The organism is Rhizobium leguminosarum bv. viciae, assembly GCF_012276115.1.
Lineage (GTDB): Bacteria > Pseudomonadota > Alphaproteobacteria > Rhizobiales > Rhizobiaceae > Rhizobium > Rhizobium leguminosarum_T.
The window spans coordinates 15,455-31,265 of the sequence record NZ_WIEU01000001.1 but is presented as its reverse complement, the minus strand read 5'-3'; the positions used below and the strand labels follow the sequence as shown (position 1 = coordinate 31,265).

Genomic DNA, 15,811 nt, shown 5'->3' with positions numbered 1-15,811 from the left:
GTCGTAACCTCTTTCTTGAAAATGGGGCGGCTCAGGCGGCCGTGTCGATGCAGAGATATTTGAGCTCGGTGAAGGCCTCGAGCCCATGGCGTGAACCCTCGCAGCCGAGGCCGGACTGCTTCCAGCCGCCGAAGGGAATGGGAGCGCCGGTGATTTTTACGCGGTTGACGGCGACCATGCCGTATTCCAGCGCGCGGCCGAGCCGCATCTGGCGGGCGCCGTTCTCCGTGACGATATAGGCGACAAGACCATATTCGGTATCGTTGGCGCGGACGATGACCTCGTCTTCGGTGTCGAAAGTGGTAACCGCCGCAACAGGCCCGAAGGTCTCTTCGCGCATGATCAGCGCATCCGCCGGCATATCGGTCAGCAACGTCGGCTCATAGAAAAGCCGGCCGGCCTTGTGGCGCCTGCCACCGGTGACGAGCCGTGCGCCATGCGCCAGCGCGTCGGCGACCTGTCCCTCGACCTTGGCGACGGCGCGTTCATGCATCAGCGGTCCGATCTCGGCGCCATCCTCGAGCCCTGGACCAACTTTCAGTTCGGCAATGCGGTCTGCGAAGGCCTTGGCAAAGCCATCGGCGATCCGCCGCTGGACGAAGATCCGGTTGGCGGCAAGGCAGTCCTGGCCGGAGGTTGCAAATTTGGCGTTGACGGCGATCTCGACCGCCTTTTCGATATCGGCGTCGTCGAAGATGATCAGCGGAGCGTGGCCGCCGAGTTCCATCACCAGCCGCTTCAGGGTCGGCGCGCACTGGGCGGCGATCAGCCGTCCGATCCCGGTGGAGCCGGTAAAGCTCATGGCGCGCACGCGGGTGTCCGCACACATCCGCCCGACGATCGTTGCGGCATTGCCGGTGACCACGTTGAAGACGCCGGCGGGAATGCCGGCCCGTTCGCCGAGCTCGGCAAGCGCCAGTGCCGAAAGCGGCGTCTCGGAGGAGGGGTGGGCGACGACCGTGCAGCCGGCGGCCAGCGCTGCGGCAGCCTTTCGGGTGAGCATGGCAGAGGGGAAGTTCCAGGGCGTGACGATGCCGACGACGCCGAGCGCCTCGCGCCGAACGATCATTTCCGCATCGGGCAGATGGCTAGTGACGCTCTCGGCGTTCAGCCGCTTGCCTTCCTCGGCATACCATTCGACGAAGGAGGCGGCGTAATCGATCTCGCCACGCGATTCCGCAAGCGGCTTGCCCTGTTCGAGCGTCATGATCAGCGCCAGATCCTCCTTGGCCGCAAGCATCAGTTCAAACCATTTGCGCAGGATCGACGCGCGGCTCTGCGGCAGCATCGCGCGCCAGCCGGCGAATGCCTCCGACGCTGCATCGATCGCCAGCGCCGTCTCATCGGCGTCAAGGCTTGCAACCCAGGCCAGCGTCGCCGAAGAGGCGGGATCGGTGACCTCAAAACTTTTCCCTGATTTGCCGGCGATCCACCGGCCGCCGACATAGGCGAGATCGCGCAGGAGATGACGGTCGGCGAGCCGCGACAGCGCGTCATGATAGGCGGGGCGGGCAAAAACGGCGGTCATATCCATTCTCCTCGTGGCGGTTGACGCAAGTCTTCCACGGGAGCGGGCGAGAGATTGTCTGTTGGCGAATGCGAAAAGAGAGAGACGGTCTAAAGGATGGCCGCCTGGCAGAGAGATTGTCTACGACGCGCTCGGTTCTTCATCGGTGGCAGTGAAGGAAGAGACCGAAAGGACTGTGTCCTCCTTCACCGTCTTGGTGACGATGTAGGTGAAGTAGCGGTCGATGCCGAGTTCGCGGTCGAGAAGCCCGTCGACCAGCCGCTGATAGGCATCGATATCGGGCGCGATGATCTTCAGGATGTAATCGACGCCGCCGCCGACCGACCAGCAGGCGACAATCTCCGGGATCGCGGTCACGGCGCGCTCGAAGCGCTCGAAATCTGCCTGGCGATGGTTGGCGAGCGTCACTTCCATCATCACGCTGGCGACCGGAGCGATCCGCCGCGGCGCGATGCGCGCGTGATAGCCGGTGATAACACCCGCCTTTTCGAGCTTGCGCAGCCGCATCCAGCACGGCGTCGGCGACAGCCCGGCCTTTTCGGCCAGCGCCAGTTTGGTGATGCGGCCGTCGCGCTGGACGGCGTCGAGAATACGCAGGTCGATGGCGTCGAGCTTCATGGTGCTTTCTTTAGAAAGAAATCATTTCAAACGCAGGGAAAAGACAATGGGAGCGCATTTTGGCATTGTCAATTGAACTGATTTTTAGCAGTGTTGAAATCATGACAAAGTGGCGCCCCGATCCCTCGCAACTTCGCCGGCCGGCCTATCTCTCGCTTGCCGAACAGATCGCAAGCGCGATCACGGACGGCAAGCTCTCCGACGGCACACAATTGCCGCCGCACCGCAAGATGGCCGACGATCTGCATCTTTCCGTGCAGACGGTCAGCCGCGCCTATGACGAACTGATCCGCCGGGGGCTGATCTCCGGCGAGATCGGACGCGGCAGTTTCGTCCAGACCAGGCCGCGTGAGCCGGAGCCGCCCTATCTGCCGGAACGGCTGGGCGAGGTGATCGATCTGTCGATCCTGAAACCGGTCTGCGAGCAGATCCATTTGGAAAGGCTTCGGCAGGCCTTCGGCTGGCTTTCGGAAAACCTGCCTTCCAGCTCGGCCCTTTCGTTCAGGCCGAACATGGTATTTCCGCGCCATCGCGCGGTCGCTACGGAATGGCTGGCGCGCTGCGGGCTGGAGGTGTCGCCGCTGAACATCAGTGTGACGAACGGTGCGACATCGGGCATGACGGTGGCGCTGATGAGCGTCGCCCCGCCCGGCTCGACGGTTGCGACCGAAGCCATCAGCCATCATACGCTCGTTCCACTCTCCACCTATCTCGGTCTGCACCTCGAAGGACTGGCGATCGACGAGGAGGGCATGATCCCCGAAGCGCTGGACGAAGCCTGCCGAAAGGGACCGATCCGGGCCATTTTCCTGCAGCCCTCGGTGATCAATCCGATGGCTGCGCTGATGAGCGCGGAGCGCAGGCAGGCGCTTGCTGACGTCGCTGCGAAGCATGATATCGCGATCATCGAAAACGATATTCTCGGCCCGATGGTCGAGGGTCGTGCGCCGCCGATGGCCGCGTTTGCGCCGGAGCGGACACTCTACGTCACGAGCTTCACGAAAATTACTGTTCCCGGCCTGCGGATCGGTTATCTCACCGCGCCCGACCGCTATGTCGCCGCCGTCGCCAACCGGCATCTTGTCTCCAACTGGATGGCGACGCCTGCCATGGCCGAGATCGCCACCCGCTGGGTCAGCGACGGCACGGCGATGGAGCTGGTCAACTGGCAGCGCCGTGCCCTTTTGAGCCGGCACGCGATCGCGGCGGAGATGCTGGCCGGCCTGCCGTACCGGGCGCATCCGCAAAGCCTGCACGTCTGGCTGCCGCTCTCCGGCAATCATACGGAGGACGGTTTCGTATCGCAGGCAAGGCTGCGCGGCGTGGCGATCGCGCCCGGCAAATCGTTCCACACCGCCGATCAGGGCTGGACGCCGGCCGTGCGCATCTCGCTTGGTTCGACGACGGAAAGTGAGTTGCGGACCGGGCTCGGCATCGTCGCCTCATTGGCGCAAGGCAATCCGGAAGAGCTGCTGCTTGCGATCTGATGCCGCTGCCTTGTATTTGAGCGTGTGCAGAATAATTGTCATGATATTATTTTACGAATTGACATGATTTTGATGGACCGTCATCGTTAGACATTGCTTGTCTCAACAGGGAGAGACATGAATGCTTCCGCCCATCATCCGCATCGACAATATCGTCAAGAAATACGGCCCGCTGACCGTGCTCGACGGCCTGTCGATGAATGTCATGCCGGGCGAGAAGCTGGCGCTGATCGGGCCGTCCGGCTCCGGTAAGACGACGATCCTGCGCATTCTGATGACGCTGGAGACGATCAGCGGCGGCCATATCGAGGTCGACGGCGAACAGCTCTACCATATGCCTGATAGCAGTGGGCTGGTGCCGGCCGATGAACGGCATCTGCATCGCATGCGCGAAAAGATCGGCATGGTCTTTCAGCATTTCAATCTGTTCCCGCATAAATGCGTGCTCGACAACGTGACGCTGGCGCCGATGCTGACCAAGGGCATCAAGCGGCCCGCGGCGGAAAAGCGGGCGATGGAGCTTCTCGATATGGTCGGCCTGGCCGACAAGGCAAAGAGCGTTCCGGCGCAGCTTTCCGGCGGACAGAAGCAGCGCGTCGCCATTGCCAGGGCGCTGGCGCTGTCGCCGAAGATCATGCTGTTCGACGAGGTGACGTCGGCGCTCGACCCGGAACTGGTCGAGGAGGTGCTGAACGTCATGCGGCGGCTCGCCTCCGAGACCGACATGACCATGCTTCTCGTCACGCATGAGATGGGCTTCGCCCATGATTTCGCCGACCGTGTGCTGTTCTTCGACCGCGGCAAGATCGTCGAGGAAGGCAAGCCGGGCGACATCTTTCGCAATCCGACGCAGGAGAGGACGCAGACTTTCCTGCGCAAGATCATTGCGGCGGGGCACCGCGTCTAACCTCAGACATTGCCCGCAAGAACAAAACTCAAGGAAAATCAGAGGAGTTGGGAACGATGAAAGCAGGATATCTTTTGAGCGCCGCCAGCCTGTCGGTGCTTCTGGTCATGACGGCCGCCCCGGCCTCCGCCGCCGATGATAAGCTCGAGCAGCTGAAGGAGCAAGGCTATGCGCGTATCGCCATCGCCAACGAGCCGCCGTTCACCGCTGTCGGCGCCGACGGCAAGGTGTCCGGCGCCGCACCCGATGTGGCGCGCGCAATCTTCGAAAAGCTGGGCATCAAGGAAGTGGTCGCCTCGATCTCGGAATATGGCGCGATGATCCCCGGCCTGCAGGCCGGCCGCCACGACGCGATCACCGCAGGCCTCTTCATGAAGCCCGAGCGCTGCAACGCCGTCGCCTATTCCGAACCGATCCTTTGCGATGCCGAAGCTTTCGCTCTCAAGAAGGGCAACCCGCTGAAGCTGACGAGCTACAAGGACATCGCCGACAATCCGGATGCCAAGATCGGCGCGCCGGGCGGCGGCACCGAGGAAAAGCTGGCGCTCGAGGCCGGCGTGCCGCGCGATCGTGTCATCGTCGTTCCCGATGGCCAGAGCGGCATCAAGATGCTGCAGGACGGCCGCATCGACGTCTACTCGCTGCCGGTTCTTTCGATCCACGATCTGATGGCCAAGGCAAACGATCCGAACCTCGAAACCGTCGCTCCCGTCGTCAATGCTCCGGTCTATTGCGATGGCGCTGCCTTCCGCAGGCAGGATGTTGCGCTACGCGACGCCTTCGATGTCGAGCTGAAGAAGCTGAAGGAATCCGGCGAATTCGCCAAGATCATCGAGCCCTATGGCTTCTCGGCCAAGGCCGCGATGTCGACGAGCCGCGAAAAGCTCTGCGCCGCGGCGAAGTAATAAAGGGTAAGCAGCCGGCCATGCCATGGGCATGGCCGGATCGTCCTCGAACGATCTCCAGAGAAGAGAAGTGAGCTGCCGATGTCGGGATGGTCCGGCTATCTGACACTGATCCTTGAGGGCGCCCTGGTGACGCTCGAACTGACGATCATGGGGTCTGCGCTGGCGCTGGTGATGGCCTTCCTGGCGGGCCTCGGCCGCCTGTCGCGCTTCTTCGCCGTGCGGGCTCTGGCGACGGCTTATATCGAATTCTTCCGCGGCACCTCGATCTTCGTCCAGCTCTTCTGGGTCTATTTTGTACTGCCTTTTGCGGGCTTGACCCTGACGCCGCTGCAGGCGGGCGTGCTGGCGCTCGGGCTGAATGTCGGCGCCTATGCGGCGGAAGTGGTGCGCGGCGCCGTCAAGGCCGTCGGGCGCGAACAGTCGGAAGCCTGTATCGCGCTCAACCTTTCGCGATACCAGCGCATGCGCCACGTCATCCTGCCGCAGGCGCTGCCGCTAATGCTGCCGACCTTCTGTAATAATGCGATCGAACTACTGAAGGGCACGGCGGTCGTCTCGCTGATCTCGCTGACGGATATGACCTTCCAGGCGCAGGTGGTGCGGGCGCAGACCGGCAATACGCTGGTGCCCTTCGCGACGATCCTCCTCCTCTATTTTCTCATGGCCTCGGCGATCTCCGCGACGATGCGCTGGCTGGAGCGGCGGCTGGCGCGCAGCCTCGACGGCATAAGGACCTGATCAGATGGAATGGGATTGGGACTTCGTCTGGCAGATCATGCCGACCCTTCTCGAAGGGTTCAAGATCACCCTTCTCGCGACCATCCTCGGCGCTGCCGTCGCCATGATCGTCGGCCTGGGGCTCGCCATTGCGCGGCGCTCACCGGTCGCCGGCATTTCCAGGACCGTCGCTTTCGTCTCGGAATTCATCCGCGGCACGCCATTGCTGGTGCAGCTCTACTTCATCTTCTACGTGCTGCCGGATATCGGCATCCGGCTGGCGCCGCTGGTCGCCGGCGTCATCGGCATGGGCATTCACTATGCGACCTATACCGCCGAGGTCTATCGCGCCGGCATCGAGAACGTGCCGCGCGGACAATGGGAGGCGGCCAAGGCCACCAATCTCTCGACGCGCCAGGCCTGGATCCACGTGATCCTGCCGCAGGCGATCCCGCCGATGATCCCGGCGCTCGCCAATTATTTCATCGCCATGTTCAAGGAGACGCCGCTGCTTTCGGCGATCACCGTGCTCGAACTCATGAACCAGGCAAAGAGCATCGCCAACAGCAACTACCGCTACATCGAGCCGATGACGCTGGTCGGCGTCTTCTTCCTCGTCATCAGCCTGATCTCGGTGGTGGGTTTGCGCTGGCTCGAGGAACGCTACGCCAGGATGGATGACTGACCATGACCGCAGAGATCGAGATCATCGCTGCCGGCCGGCCGCCGCGGCTGGAGGACCGGCCGCTGGAAAAGCGCATCGGCCTGGTCATCCTCGCAACGGACCATACGACGGAAGTCGACTTCCAGCGCATGGTCGCCGGAGATCGCCTCGGCGTCTATGTCAGCCGCATCCATTATGCCAATCCGGTCACGCCGGAAAATCTCCTGAAGATGCAGCCGTCGCTGACCGAAGGCGCGGCACTGATCCTGCCGGACGAGGCGCTCGATGCAATCGTCTATTCCTGCACCTCCGCTTCGGTGGTGATCGGCGACCGGAACATCGAGGCGGCGATCCATGCGGCCAAGCCCGGCGTGCCCGTCGTGACGCCAACGGCTGCCGCCGTGACCGGCCTGAAGGCGCTGGGCGCCAGACGGATTTCGGTGCTGACGCCCTATACGATCGAGACCAGCCGGCCGATGGCGGACTATTTCGCGGAGCTTGGCTTTGCGATCGACCGCTTCACCTGTCTCGGCCTGACCGATGATCGCGAGATGGCGCGGATTGCGCCGCAGGAGATCCTTGCCTTCGCGCGCCAGGCGCTGGCGCCGCAGTCGGACGCGCTGTTTATCTCCTGTACGGCGGTGCGGGCAGCAGAGGTCGCGGCCCGGATCGAGGCTGAAATCGGCAAGCCGGTGGTCACCAGCAATCTCGCGACCGCCTGGGCCTGCCTGCGGCTTTGCGGCGACGATCGGGCGCGGCCCGAACTCGGTCAATTGATGACCGAGCCCTATCGGGAAGGCTGAGATCATGGTGAGCACCTTGCTCGTTTCGCTGGAGGATATCCGTGCGGCGGCGCGCCGGATTGCCGGCCGCGTGCTCGGCACGCCGATGGTGCAGTCCTTTTCCCTTGGCGAATTGGCCGGTGTACCTGTCCATCTCAAGCTCGAACATCATCAGATGACCGGCAGCTTCAAGCTGCGCGGCGCGACCAATGCGGTGCTCTCCTTGTCGCGGGCGGAGCGCTCGCGCGGCATCGTCGCGGCCTCGACCGGAAATCACGGCCGGGCGCTTGCCTATGCGGCAAAGGCGGAGGGTGCTGTCGCGACCATCTGCATGTCGCGGCTGGTGCCGGAGAACAAGGTTTCGGAAATCCGCCGCCTCGGTGCCGATGTCCGCATCGTTGGATCATCGCAGGACGAGGCGCAGCAGGAGGTCGATCGGCTGGTCCGCGAGGAGGGGCTGGTGATGGTCCCGCCCTTCGACCATCCTGATGTCGTAGCCGGGCAGGGGACACTGGGGCTCGAAATCATCGACATCTTGGCGGAGGCGGCCACCGTGCTGGTGCCGCTTTCGGGCGGCGGCCTTGCGGCCGGCGTTGCCGCCGCGGTCAAAGGCATCAGTCCGACGACCAAAGTGATCGGCCTGACGATGGAGAAGGGTGCCGCGATGAAGGCGAGCCTCGATGCCGGACGGCCGGTGCAGGTGGAGGAAGTGGCGAGCCTTGCCGACTCGCTCGGCGGCGGCATCGGCCTCGACAATCGCGTGACCTTTGCCATGTGCCGCGACCTTCTCGACGAGATCATCCTGCTGACGGAGGCGGAAATCGCCGCGGGCATGCGCCATGCCTATGCCTGCGAACGCCAGGTTGTGGAAGGCGCTGGCGCGGTCGGCATTGCAGCGCTTCTTGCCGGGAAGCTTGTGGGGAACGGTCCTATCGTCGCGATCCTGTCCGGGCAGAATGTCGACATGGAACAGCATCTTCGGGTGATCAACGGGACTCAGCCGCTCTATCGCGAGGAGGGCCTATGAGCCGAATGATCATTCTGACGGAAGCGGAACTGAGGAAAGTCATCGGGCTTGATCGCGATGCGGTTGATTGCGTCGAGGCCGCTTTCGCAGCACTCGCGACCAAGGCCGTCGCCATGCCGCCGATCCTGCGACTCGACATTCCGGAATATCGGGGCGAAGTCGATGTAAAGACCGCCTATGTGCCCGGCATCGAGGGCTTCGCGATCAAGATCAGCCCCGGCTTCTTCGACAATCCCAAGATCGGCCTGCCGAGCACCAACGGCATGATGGTGCTGCTGTCGAGCCGAACCGGACTGGTGCAAGCGCTGCTGCTGGACAACGGCTATCTCACCGACGTGCGCACCGCAGCAGCGGGCGCCGTCGCGGCAAAACATCTGTCGCGGGAAAATGCGTCCGTGGCCGCGATCTTCGGTGCAGGCATGCAGGCGCGGCTGCAGCTCGAAGCACTGACGCTGGTCCGGCCGATCCGCGAAGCGAGGATTTGGGCGCGCGATGCCGCCAAGGCGCAAAGCGTGGCAGCGGAACTGGCGGCAAAGCTCGGCTTTCCCATCACCGCCACATCGGACGCCAGAGGTGCGGTGAGCGGCGCTGATCTCATCGTCACCACCACGCCGGCGGAAATCCCGATCATCGAGGCCGGGTGGCTGGAACTCGGACAGCATCTGACGGCCATGGGCTCGGATGCTGAGCACAAGAATGAGATCGATCCGACCGCCATCGCAGGTGCCGACGTCTATGTCGCCGACAGCTTGAAGCAGACGCGGCGCCTCGGCGAATTGCATCACGCAATCGATGCCGGCCTGGTCGCAGGCGATGCGGTCTTTGCCGAGCTCGGCCAGATCGTCGCCGGTCGGATGCCGGGGCGGACGCGCAACGACCAAATCACCATTGCGGACCTGACCGGGACCGGCATCCAGGACACCGCCATCGCCACGCTCGCCTTTGCCCGTGCCGGCGCGGCAAATGCCGGGACCACGTTCGAAAGCTGACCGGCGCGGCGCCGGAAAAGAAGGGAAGAAATATGACCCAGCCCAAACTCAAATTCTCGCTCGGCGAATATGCCGCGCGGCTGGAAAAGACACGGCGTGCCATGGAGACGAAGGGCGTAGACCTGCTTGTTGTCAGCGACCCGTCGAACATGGCCTGGCTGACCGGCTATGACGGCTGGTCCTTCTACGTGCACCAGGCGGTGATCGTGCCGCCGCAGGGCGAGCCGATCTGGTTCGGCCGCGGCCAGGATGCCAATGGCGCCAAGTTCACTACCTATCTGAAGCACGACAACATCGTCGGTTATCCCGATCACTATGTGCAGTCGACCGAGCGCCACCCCATGGACTACCTCTCGGGCATCCTGACCGAGCGCGACTTCGGCAAGCTCACGATCGGCGTCGAGATGGATAATTACTGGTTTTCGGCGGCGGCCTTTGCGGCGCTGCAGAAGCACTTGCCGAATGCGCGTTTCGTCGACGCGACCGCCCTCGTCAACTGGCAGCGAGCCGTCAAGAGCGAGACCGAGATCGGCTACATGCGCAATGCCGCCCGTATCGTCGAGGCGATGCACGCCCGCATCTTCGACAAGATCGAGGTCGGCATGCGCAAGTGCGATCTGGTCGCGGAAATCTACGATGCCGGCACCCGCGGCGTTGACGGGATCGGGGGTGATTATCCGGCGATCGTGCCGCTGCTGCCGTCCGGCGTCGAAGCATCCGCACCGCATCTGACCTGGGACGACCGGCCGCTGAAGAAGGGCGAGGGCACCTTCTTCGAGATCGCCGGCTGCTACAACCGCTATCATCTGCCGCTGTCGCGCACCGTCTTCCTCGGCAAGCCGACGCAGGCCTTTCTCGATGCCGAAAAGGCGACGCTGGAGGGCATGGAAGCCGGTCTTGCGGTCGCCAGACCTGGCAATACCTGTGAGGATATCGCCAACGCCTTCTTCGCTGTGCTGAAGAAATACGGCATCGTCAAGGACAACCGCACGGGTTACCCGATCGGCCTTTCCTATCCGCCGGACTGGGGCGAGCGCACCATGAGCCTGCGGCCGGGCGACCGGACGGAGCTGAAGCCCGGCATGACCTTCCATTTCATGACCGGTCTCTGGCTCGACGACATGGGTTTCGAGACGACCGAGAGCATCCTCATCACAGACAGCGGTGTCGAGTGCTTCGCGAACGTGCCGCGCAGGCTGATGGTCAAGGATTGAGGCTGTCATGACAGAGATTGGCTTGCGGCCGTCGCCGATCAGCGCGACGGTCAATTTTGCCGCCGAGGGCGTCCAGCACGGCTTCCTGCGCCTGCCTTACAGCCGCGACGATTCCGCCTGGGGATCGGTGATGGTGCCGATAACGGTCATCCGGAACGGCAAGGGGCCGACGGCGCTGCTGACGGGCGGCAATCACGGCGACGAATACGAGGGACCGATCGCGCTTTTCGATCTTGCCCGCTCGCTGAAGGCCGAAGACGTGAACGGCACTGTCATCATCGTGCCGGCCATGAATTATCCGGCATTCCTGGCGGGAACCAGGACCTCGCCGATCGACAGGGGCAACATGAACCGCAGCTTCCCGGGCCGGCCGGACGGCACGGTGACGGAGAAGATCGCCGACTATTTCAGCCGTGTGCTTCTGCCGATGGCGGATCTCGTCCTCGACTTCCATTCCGGCGGCAAGACGCTCGACTTTCTGCCATTCTGCGCCGCCCACATCCTGCCGAACAAGCAACAGGAGGAAAAAGCCTTCGAATTCGTGACGGCCTTTGCCGCTCCCTATTCGATGAAAATGCTGGAGATCGACGCGGTCGGCATGTATGACACCGCGGCCGAGGAGATGGGCAAGATCTTCATCACCACGGAACTCGGCGGCGGCGGCACCGCCACGGCCAAAAGTGCGGCGATTGCCAAGCGCGGCACCATGAACGTGCTGCGCCACGCCGGGATCGTCGCGGGCGCCGTCGATCCCGGTCCGACGACCTGGCTCGACATGCCGGACGGCCGCTGCTTCTCCTTCGCAGAGGAGGGTGGGCTGATCGAAGCTGTCATCGATCTCGGTGAAGCCGTCACGGCCGATGCCGTCATCGCTCGCATCTATCCGACCGGGCGGACCGGGGTAGGCCCCCGCGAGATCCGCGCCGGCATGAACGGCATTCTCTGTGCCCGGCATTTCCCGGGGCTGGTCAAGGCCGGAGACTGCGTCGCCGTCGTGGCGATCGTTGACGACTGAGGTAGAGAGACGAGCTTCAACGATCGCTCGTCAAGCCGCTTTCTGCGGTCTGCTGGCTCCCGCATCGACCTGAAAGCGGTTGACGACCCCCTCCAGCGTCTGTGTCTGGCTGCCGAGCGCCCGGCAGGCCGAGGCGGTTTCGACGGCCATGGCTGCGTTGCGTTGCGTCACCTGATCGAGGGCGTTGACGGAGGCGTTGATCTCGCCGATCGCCACCGCCTGCTCGGATGACACCGAAACGATACGGGCGATCAGCCCGGCAACCTGTTCGACCTGGCCTTCGATTTCCAGCAGCGCCTTGCCGGTGCGATTGACAAGCTGCACCCCGGTGGAGACCTGAGACGAGGAGGTGGAAATCAGAGCTCTGATCTCCTTGGCGGCGTTGGCCGAGCGCAAGGCGAGTTCGCGCACTTCCTGCGCCACGACAGCAAAACCCTTGCCTGCTTCGCCTGCACGGGCGGCTTCAACCCCGGCATTGAGCGCCAGAAGATTGGTCTGGAAGGCGATTTCATCGATGACATTGACGATGTCGCCGATCTGGGAGGACGAGCCTTCGATCCTTTCCATGGCGGCGATGGCTTCGCGAACGACAGCTGCTGAATGTTCGGCGCTGGTGCGCGTCTCGGCCATCATGCCGGTCGCTCTGCCGGCATGGTGGGAGGCGTCTTTGGCTTTGATATTCATCTCATCGAGCGCAGCTGTGGCCTCTTCGAGCATTGCGGCCTGCTGTTCCGTGCGCGACGCAAGACTGTCGGCTGCCTCTGTGATGCCGGCCGAGGAGCTGCCCACTTGCTTGGAGGTCTGGGCGATCTCCGCCATCGAAGCGCAAAGCGCGTCCATACTGTCGTTGAACTTCGCGCGCAACGTCTCATAGGCGGCGGCGAACGGCGTCGTGATCCGGCAATCGAGATTGCCGGTCGACAACTGTTCCAGGCCGTATGTCAACCTATCGATCACCGTTTCGCGGATCTGCTCCTCTGCGGCCCTTTCGGCCAGCTGGCTGCGTTCGCGCTCAAATTCAGCATCGCGAAGCACCGTCTCGCGCTTCTGCGCCTCCTGCCGCTCAAGCGCGTTGTGGCGGAATACCGCCACGGCCTTGGACATGGCTCCGATCTCGTCGGACCGGTTGGCATAGGGAACTTCGGTCGAAAAGTCGCCTTCGGCAAGGTTGCCCATATAGGCCTTCATGCCATCGAGCGGCACGATCGCCCGGCGACGCAAGAGATAGAGCCCCACCAGCAATAGCCCGAACGAACCGAGACCCGCAACCCCCGCATAGATCGTCCAGGTGACGATCTCCGAGGCAGCATTGCGCTCCTCGCCCTTCAGGAAGGCGTCGGAATTGGCAACGAGTTTCTCGACTGCATCTTGGTGCGAATGGAAGGCGACGCGCAGCTGCTCGATCGCACCATGCGCCTTGTCTTCATCCTTGGCATTCAGGGCCGGGATGATCTCACGGTTCATCACCCCCCAGAATGTATCGCCCTTGGCGATGACATCGTTTTCAAGTTCGTCCTTCAAAGCCTGCGGCAGGCGGGTGGTTTTCCAATAGGCGCGGCGGTCGTCGTAAGCGGCCTTGAGATTTGCGATCTTGGCAAGATTGGTTTCTGTGAGCTCCGGAAATTTGCTCGCCTCGAAGGACAGCATGTAGGATTCGACCACAAACAGTGGCGGCGGCAGAATATCGGCGATCAAATCCTTGCCGTAGACGACCTGCTCGTAAACCGGACCGTTGACCTTCAGCCGTTCGAGCGCCGATTGCTGCAATCCGATCGACATGAAAAGGCCGGCTGAAACGGCGACACCAAACGCCACTAGACTACGAGCAATGGTAAGTGCCAAGACTGTCTCCAAATAACTTTTGGCCTCTCTGCTTCGAGATGCCTGATCTACGTATGGCATTATTTCGTAAGACCACTGAGATATGGTTAATTCTTTTCGACATCGGAACAAAATCAGGACCCTGAATACTTGTGGTATCAAGCCATCAGTTGCCATGTTGATGGCTGACTGATGCTATATACAGGTGAAAGGAGACCGACATGGCTGAACCTCAACTTTCCGTGCGCAGTGCGAAGGCACGCGATCTTGCGCATCGGCTTGCCTGGCGCGAAAATCGCTCAATAGCTGACATCGTTGAGCGGGCTCTGGAATCGTATGAAATACGGGAAGCCGGCCGCGAGGCAGCCACGACCTTCTATGCTCGTCTTCTGCAGCAAAGCAGCACGGATATCGACCTTGAATCAGCCATCAAAGAGGACAGGCGGGCACACAAGGGCATCGAACTTTGATCTTTCTCGATACCAACGTCATATCGGATCGGCGCTGCTCGACGTGTCTTCGTCGAGCTGCCCGCTTTTGGTTGCTTTTGCCGACGAAACCGTATTAGACGATAAGATGTTCTGGGACCCGGATGTCGGGCGCTTGCTATAGGAATAGGAAGAGACTGATGTTGCAGCGGAAATAGTCGTCATAAGCGCTCCATCGCTAGGGAGGTGGGGACGCAACGCGCATTACAGAACTGATTAGTTCTTTAAATCGAAATCACTAATGCCACAACCGAGAACACTATCCCTTAGAAATCGTAGTCTACGTTCTCAGGTCGTCGCTACGCGTTTCGGCAGAGTGGTCTAGACCATCATGGATATTGTCGACGAGCCTGCGGCTGAGCCGCGCAAACGCGGTCGACCGAAAGTTTCCAGCGACGAGGACAAGCGGGCGCATATCGTTGAAGTCGCCGGCCGCGTTTTCGTCAAATACGGTTATGCCGGAAGCACGACCGCGATCGTCGCCTCCGAGGCGGGCGTTTCGAAGCAGACGCTCTATAAGCTGTTTCAGAGCAAGGAAGAGTTGTTTGCTGCCGTGGTCGGCGCGCATCGACGCCTGATGCTCGATCTGCCCAGGCCTGCCGAAGATATCTCGATAGCCGCGAGCCTCGAACGCATCTTCATGATCGATATGGATGAGGACAAGGATGCCGATCGCACCGGCTTCCTGCAGCTCGTCTTTCGCGAAGCGGCGCAATTTCCGGAACTTGTCGATATCCTGCAGCGCGAAGGCATGCTTGCCAGCCGCCAGCATCTCGCCGACTGGCTGAGCGAACGCCGGTCGGAAGGCAGATTGACGCTGGACGATACGGCGAGCGGAGCCCGGATGCTGATGGATATGATCCTCGGCGGCATGGGTCCGCCGGAAGGGCGCGCGCGGGCCTGGCCCGATCGGGCTCAACTGTTTGCCCATCTTCGCCGCTGCATTGCCATCTTTGCCGCAGGCGTCGGCGCCGCCTAAAGCGCATTCGAAAAATCCTGGAAAGCGATGCTCGGACTCGAAGCTATTTCAACAGCCTCGATGGTGACCGGTTCGTCGCCGAAGCCATCAACTTCGACAGCAATGGTGACGTGACCGTTTCGCTGCAGGCCATGTCGGAGTCCGTCGTCGACGACTATGCAACCTACTGCAAGCAGGACAAGATCCGATATCTCGAAGGCGACGAGTTGACCGAAGCGACCGACGCGGCGGACGAAAAAATTTGCCTATTTTCACGACCAGATGATGACGACCACGGCCAGCGAATTCCTGGCCGACGATCGTCTGGTTCCTTCGTGCTCGAGGCGAAGGGGCTCGATCCCAACGATGTCACGTCGGACGCGCGCGTCGCGCGTGAGTATTCTTGATCGTGGTGCAGATGCCATGATCGAGTTTGATTTATCGGGCGATATCCTCACCGCAAACGAGAGCTTCGGCAGGGCGCTTGGTTACGAGTTGAGGGAGATCGTCGGAAAACATCACAGCATGTTTGTCGAACCTGCCTATACATCCTGCACTGCCGAAAAAATCACCACGCGCTCCGCTGCGCGTTTTTTCAGCATGACCCATTGACAATTCATCCCTGATGGCACTTCATAGCATTATTCCAGTAAAACAGACATGCGTCCAGTATACTGGAACAATAGGA

Annotated in this window: 15 protein-coding genes and 3 pseudogenes; 14 read left to right on the top strand and 4 right to left on the bottom strand. The window is 62.0% G+C overall.

The genetic code is table 11. From position 1 onward, the window contains the following. Positions 1-31: 31 nt before the first annotated feature. Both GFM02_RS00195 and GFM02_RS00190 read right to left on the bottom strand, forming a co-directional pair. Positions 32-1,528, bottom strand: coding sequence for an NAD-dependent succinate-semialdehyde dehydrogenase (locus GFM02_RS00195; protein WP_168320400.1), 1,497 nt, complete (start codon positions 1,526-1,528; stop codon positions 32-34). Positions 1,529-1,648: 120 nt separating this feature from the next. Continuing rightward, the gene (locus GFM02_RS00190; RefSeq protein WP_131662811.1) at positions 1,649-2,146 is read right to left on the bottom strand and encodes an Lrp/AsnC family transcriptional regulator; all 498 of its coding nucleotides are present in this window, start codon (positions 2,144-2,146) and stop codon (positions 1,649-1,651) included. A gap of 101 nt (positions 2,147-2,247) precedes the next feature. Here GFM02_RS00190 and GFM02_RS00185 point away from each other — a divergent pair, with 101 nt between their 5' ends. The 10 genes from GFM02_RS00185 to doeB all read left to right on the top strand — a co-directional run bounded on the left by GFM02_RS00185 (position 2,248) and on the right by doeB (position 11,856). Then, positions 2,248-3,633, top strand: coding sequence for a PLP-dependent aminotransferase family protein (locus GFM02_RS00185; protein WP_168320399.1), 1,386 nt, complete (start codon positions 2,248-2,250; stop codon positions 3,631-3,633). A 121-nt stretch (positions 3,634-3,754) separates the two neighbouring features. Beyond that, a complete protein-coding gene (gene ehuA / locus GFM02_RS00180) occupies positions 3,755-4,540 on the top strand; it encodes an ectoine/hydroxyectoine ABC transporter ATP-binding protein EhuA (protein WP_164563679.1) in 786 nt (261 codons plus the stop codon). A 56-nt stretch (positions 4,541-4,596) separates the two neighbouring features. Next, positions 4,597-5,445, top strand: a complete 849-nt coding sequence (ehuB, locus tag GFM02_RS00175; RefSeq protein WP_168320398.1) for an ectoine/hydroxyectoine ABC transporter substrate-binding protein EhuB — start codon at positions 4,597-4,599, stop codon at positions 5,443-5,445. 81 nt (positions 5,446-5,526) lie between these two features. Continuing rightward, entirely contained in the window at positions 5,527-6,186 is a 660-nt protein-coding gene (ehuC, locus tag GFM02_RS00170; protein ID WP_168320397.1) for an ectoine/hydroxyectoine ABC transporter permease subunit EhuC, read from the top strand. A gap of 4 nt (positions 6,187-6,190) precedes the next feature. Next, positions 6,191-6,850: an ectoine/hydroxyectoine ABC transporter permease subunit EhuD gene (gene ehuD / locus GFM02_RS00165; protein WP_003550192.1), complete on the top strand. Its 660-nt coding sequence runs from the start codon at positions 6,191-6,193 to the stop codon at positions 6,848-6,850. Between the two features lie 2 nt (positions 6,851-6,852). Continuing rightward, entirely contained in the window at positions 6,853-7,632 is a 780-nt protein-coding gene (eutA, locus tag GFM02_RS00160) for an ectoine utilization protein EutA (protein ID WP_168320396.1), read from the top strand. A 4-nt stretch (positions 7,633-7,636) separates the two neighbouring features. Next, entirely contained in the window at positions 7,637-8,638 is a 1,002-nt protein-coding gene (eutB, locus tag GFM02_RS00155; protein WP_168320395.1) for a hydroxyectoine utilization dehydratase EutB, read from the top strand. Continuing rightward, positions 8,635-9,627, top strand: a complete 993-nt coding sequence (gene eutC, locus GFM02_RS00150) for an ectoine utilization protein EutC (protein WP_168320394.1) — start codon at positions 8,635-8,637, stop codon at positions 9,625-9,627. The genes eutB and eutC overlap by 4 nt, the downstream gene beginning before the upstream one ends. A 32-nt stretch (positions 9,628-9,659) precedes the next feature. Beyond that, a complete protein-coding gene (doeA, locus tag GFM02_RS00145) occupies positions 9,660-10,841 on the top strand; it encodes an ectoine hydrolase DoeA (protein ID WP_020047063.1) in 1,182 nt (393 codons plus the stop codon). A gap of 7 nt (positions 10,842-10,848) precedes the next feature. After that, positions 10,849-11,856 carry a N(2)-acetyl-L-2,4-diaminobutanoate deacetylase DoeB gene (gene doeB, locus GFM02_RS00140; RefSeq protein WP_168320393.1) on the top strand — a complete coding sequence of 336 codons (1,008 nt, stop codon included), beginning with the start codon at positions 10,849-10,851 and terminating at the stop codon, positions 11,854-11,856. Between the two features lie 30 nt (positions 11,857-11,886). On the opposite strand, the gene GFM02_RS00135 is transcribed toward doeB, so the two are convergent. Beyond that, positions 11,887-13,698 carry a methyl-accepting chemotaxis protein gene (locus tag GFM02_RS00135; RefSeq protein ID WP_168267423.1) on the bottom strand — a complete coding sequence of 604 codons (1,812 nt, stop codon included), beginning with the start codon at positions 13,696-13,698 and terminating at the stop codon, positions 11,887-11,889. Positions 13,699-13,898: 200 nt separating this feature from the next. On the opposite strand from GFM02_RS00135, the gene GFM02_RS00130 reads away from it, so the two are divergent. Next, positions 13,899-14,147, top strand: a complete 249-nt coding sequence (locus GFM02_RS00130; protein ID WP_168320392.1) for a plasmid stabilization protein — start codon at positions 13,899-13,901, stop codon at positions 14,145-14,147. Between the two features lie 21 nt (positions 14,148-14,168). Here the strand turns inward: GFM02_RS00130 and GFM02_RS34885 are convergent. Further along, positions 14,169-14,330, bottom strand: a pseudogene (locus tag GFM02_RS34885) (EF-hand domain-containing protein); the annotation flags it as partial. A gap of 166 nt (positions 14,331-14,496) precedes the next feature. Between GFM02_RS34885 and GFM02_RS00125 the strand changes: the two are divergent. From GFM02_RS00125 to GFM02_RS00115, 3 genes and pseudogenes are all read left to right on the top strand, one after another. Further along, on the top strand, positions 14,497-15,144 hold the full coding sequence (locus GFM02_RS00125) for a TetR/AcrR family transcriptional regulator (protein ID WP_020047060.1): 648 nt from the start codon (positions 14,497-14,499) through the stop codon (positions 15,142-15,144). A 5-nt stretch (positions 15,145-15,149) separates the two neighbouring features. After that, positions 15,150-15,503 (top strand): annotated as a pseudogene (locus tag GFM02_RS00120) (DUF1217 domain-containing protein); the annotation flags it as partial. Continuing rightward, a pseudogene (locus GFM02_RS00115) lies at positions 15,490-15,717 on the top strand (PAS domain S-box protein); the annotation flags it as partial. The pseudogenes GFM02_RS00120 and GFM02_RS00115, both read left to right, overlap by 14 nt. Positions 15,718-15,811 lie beyond the last annotated feature (94 nt).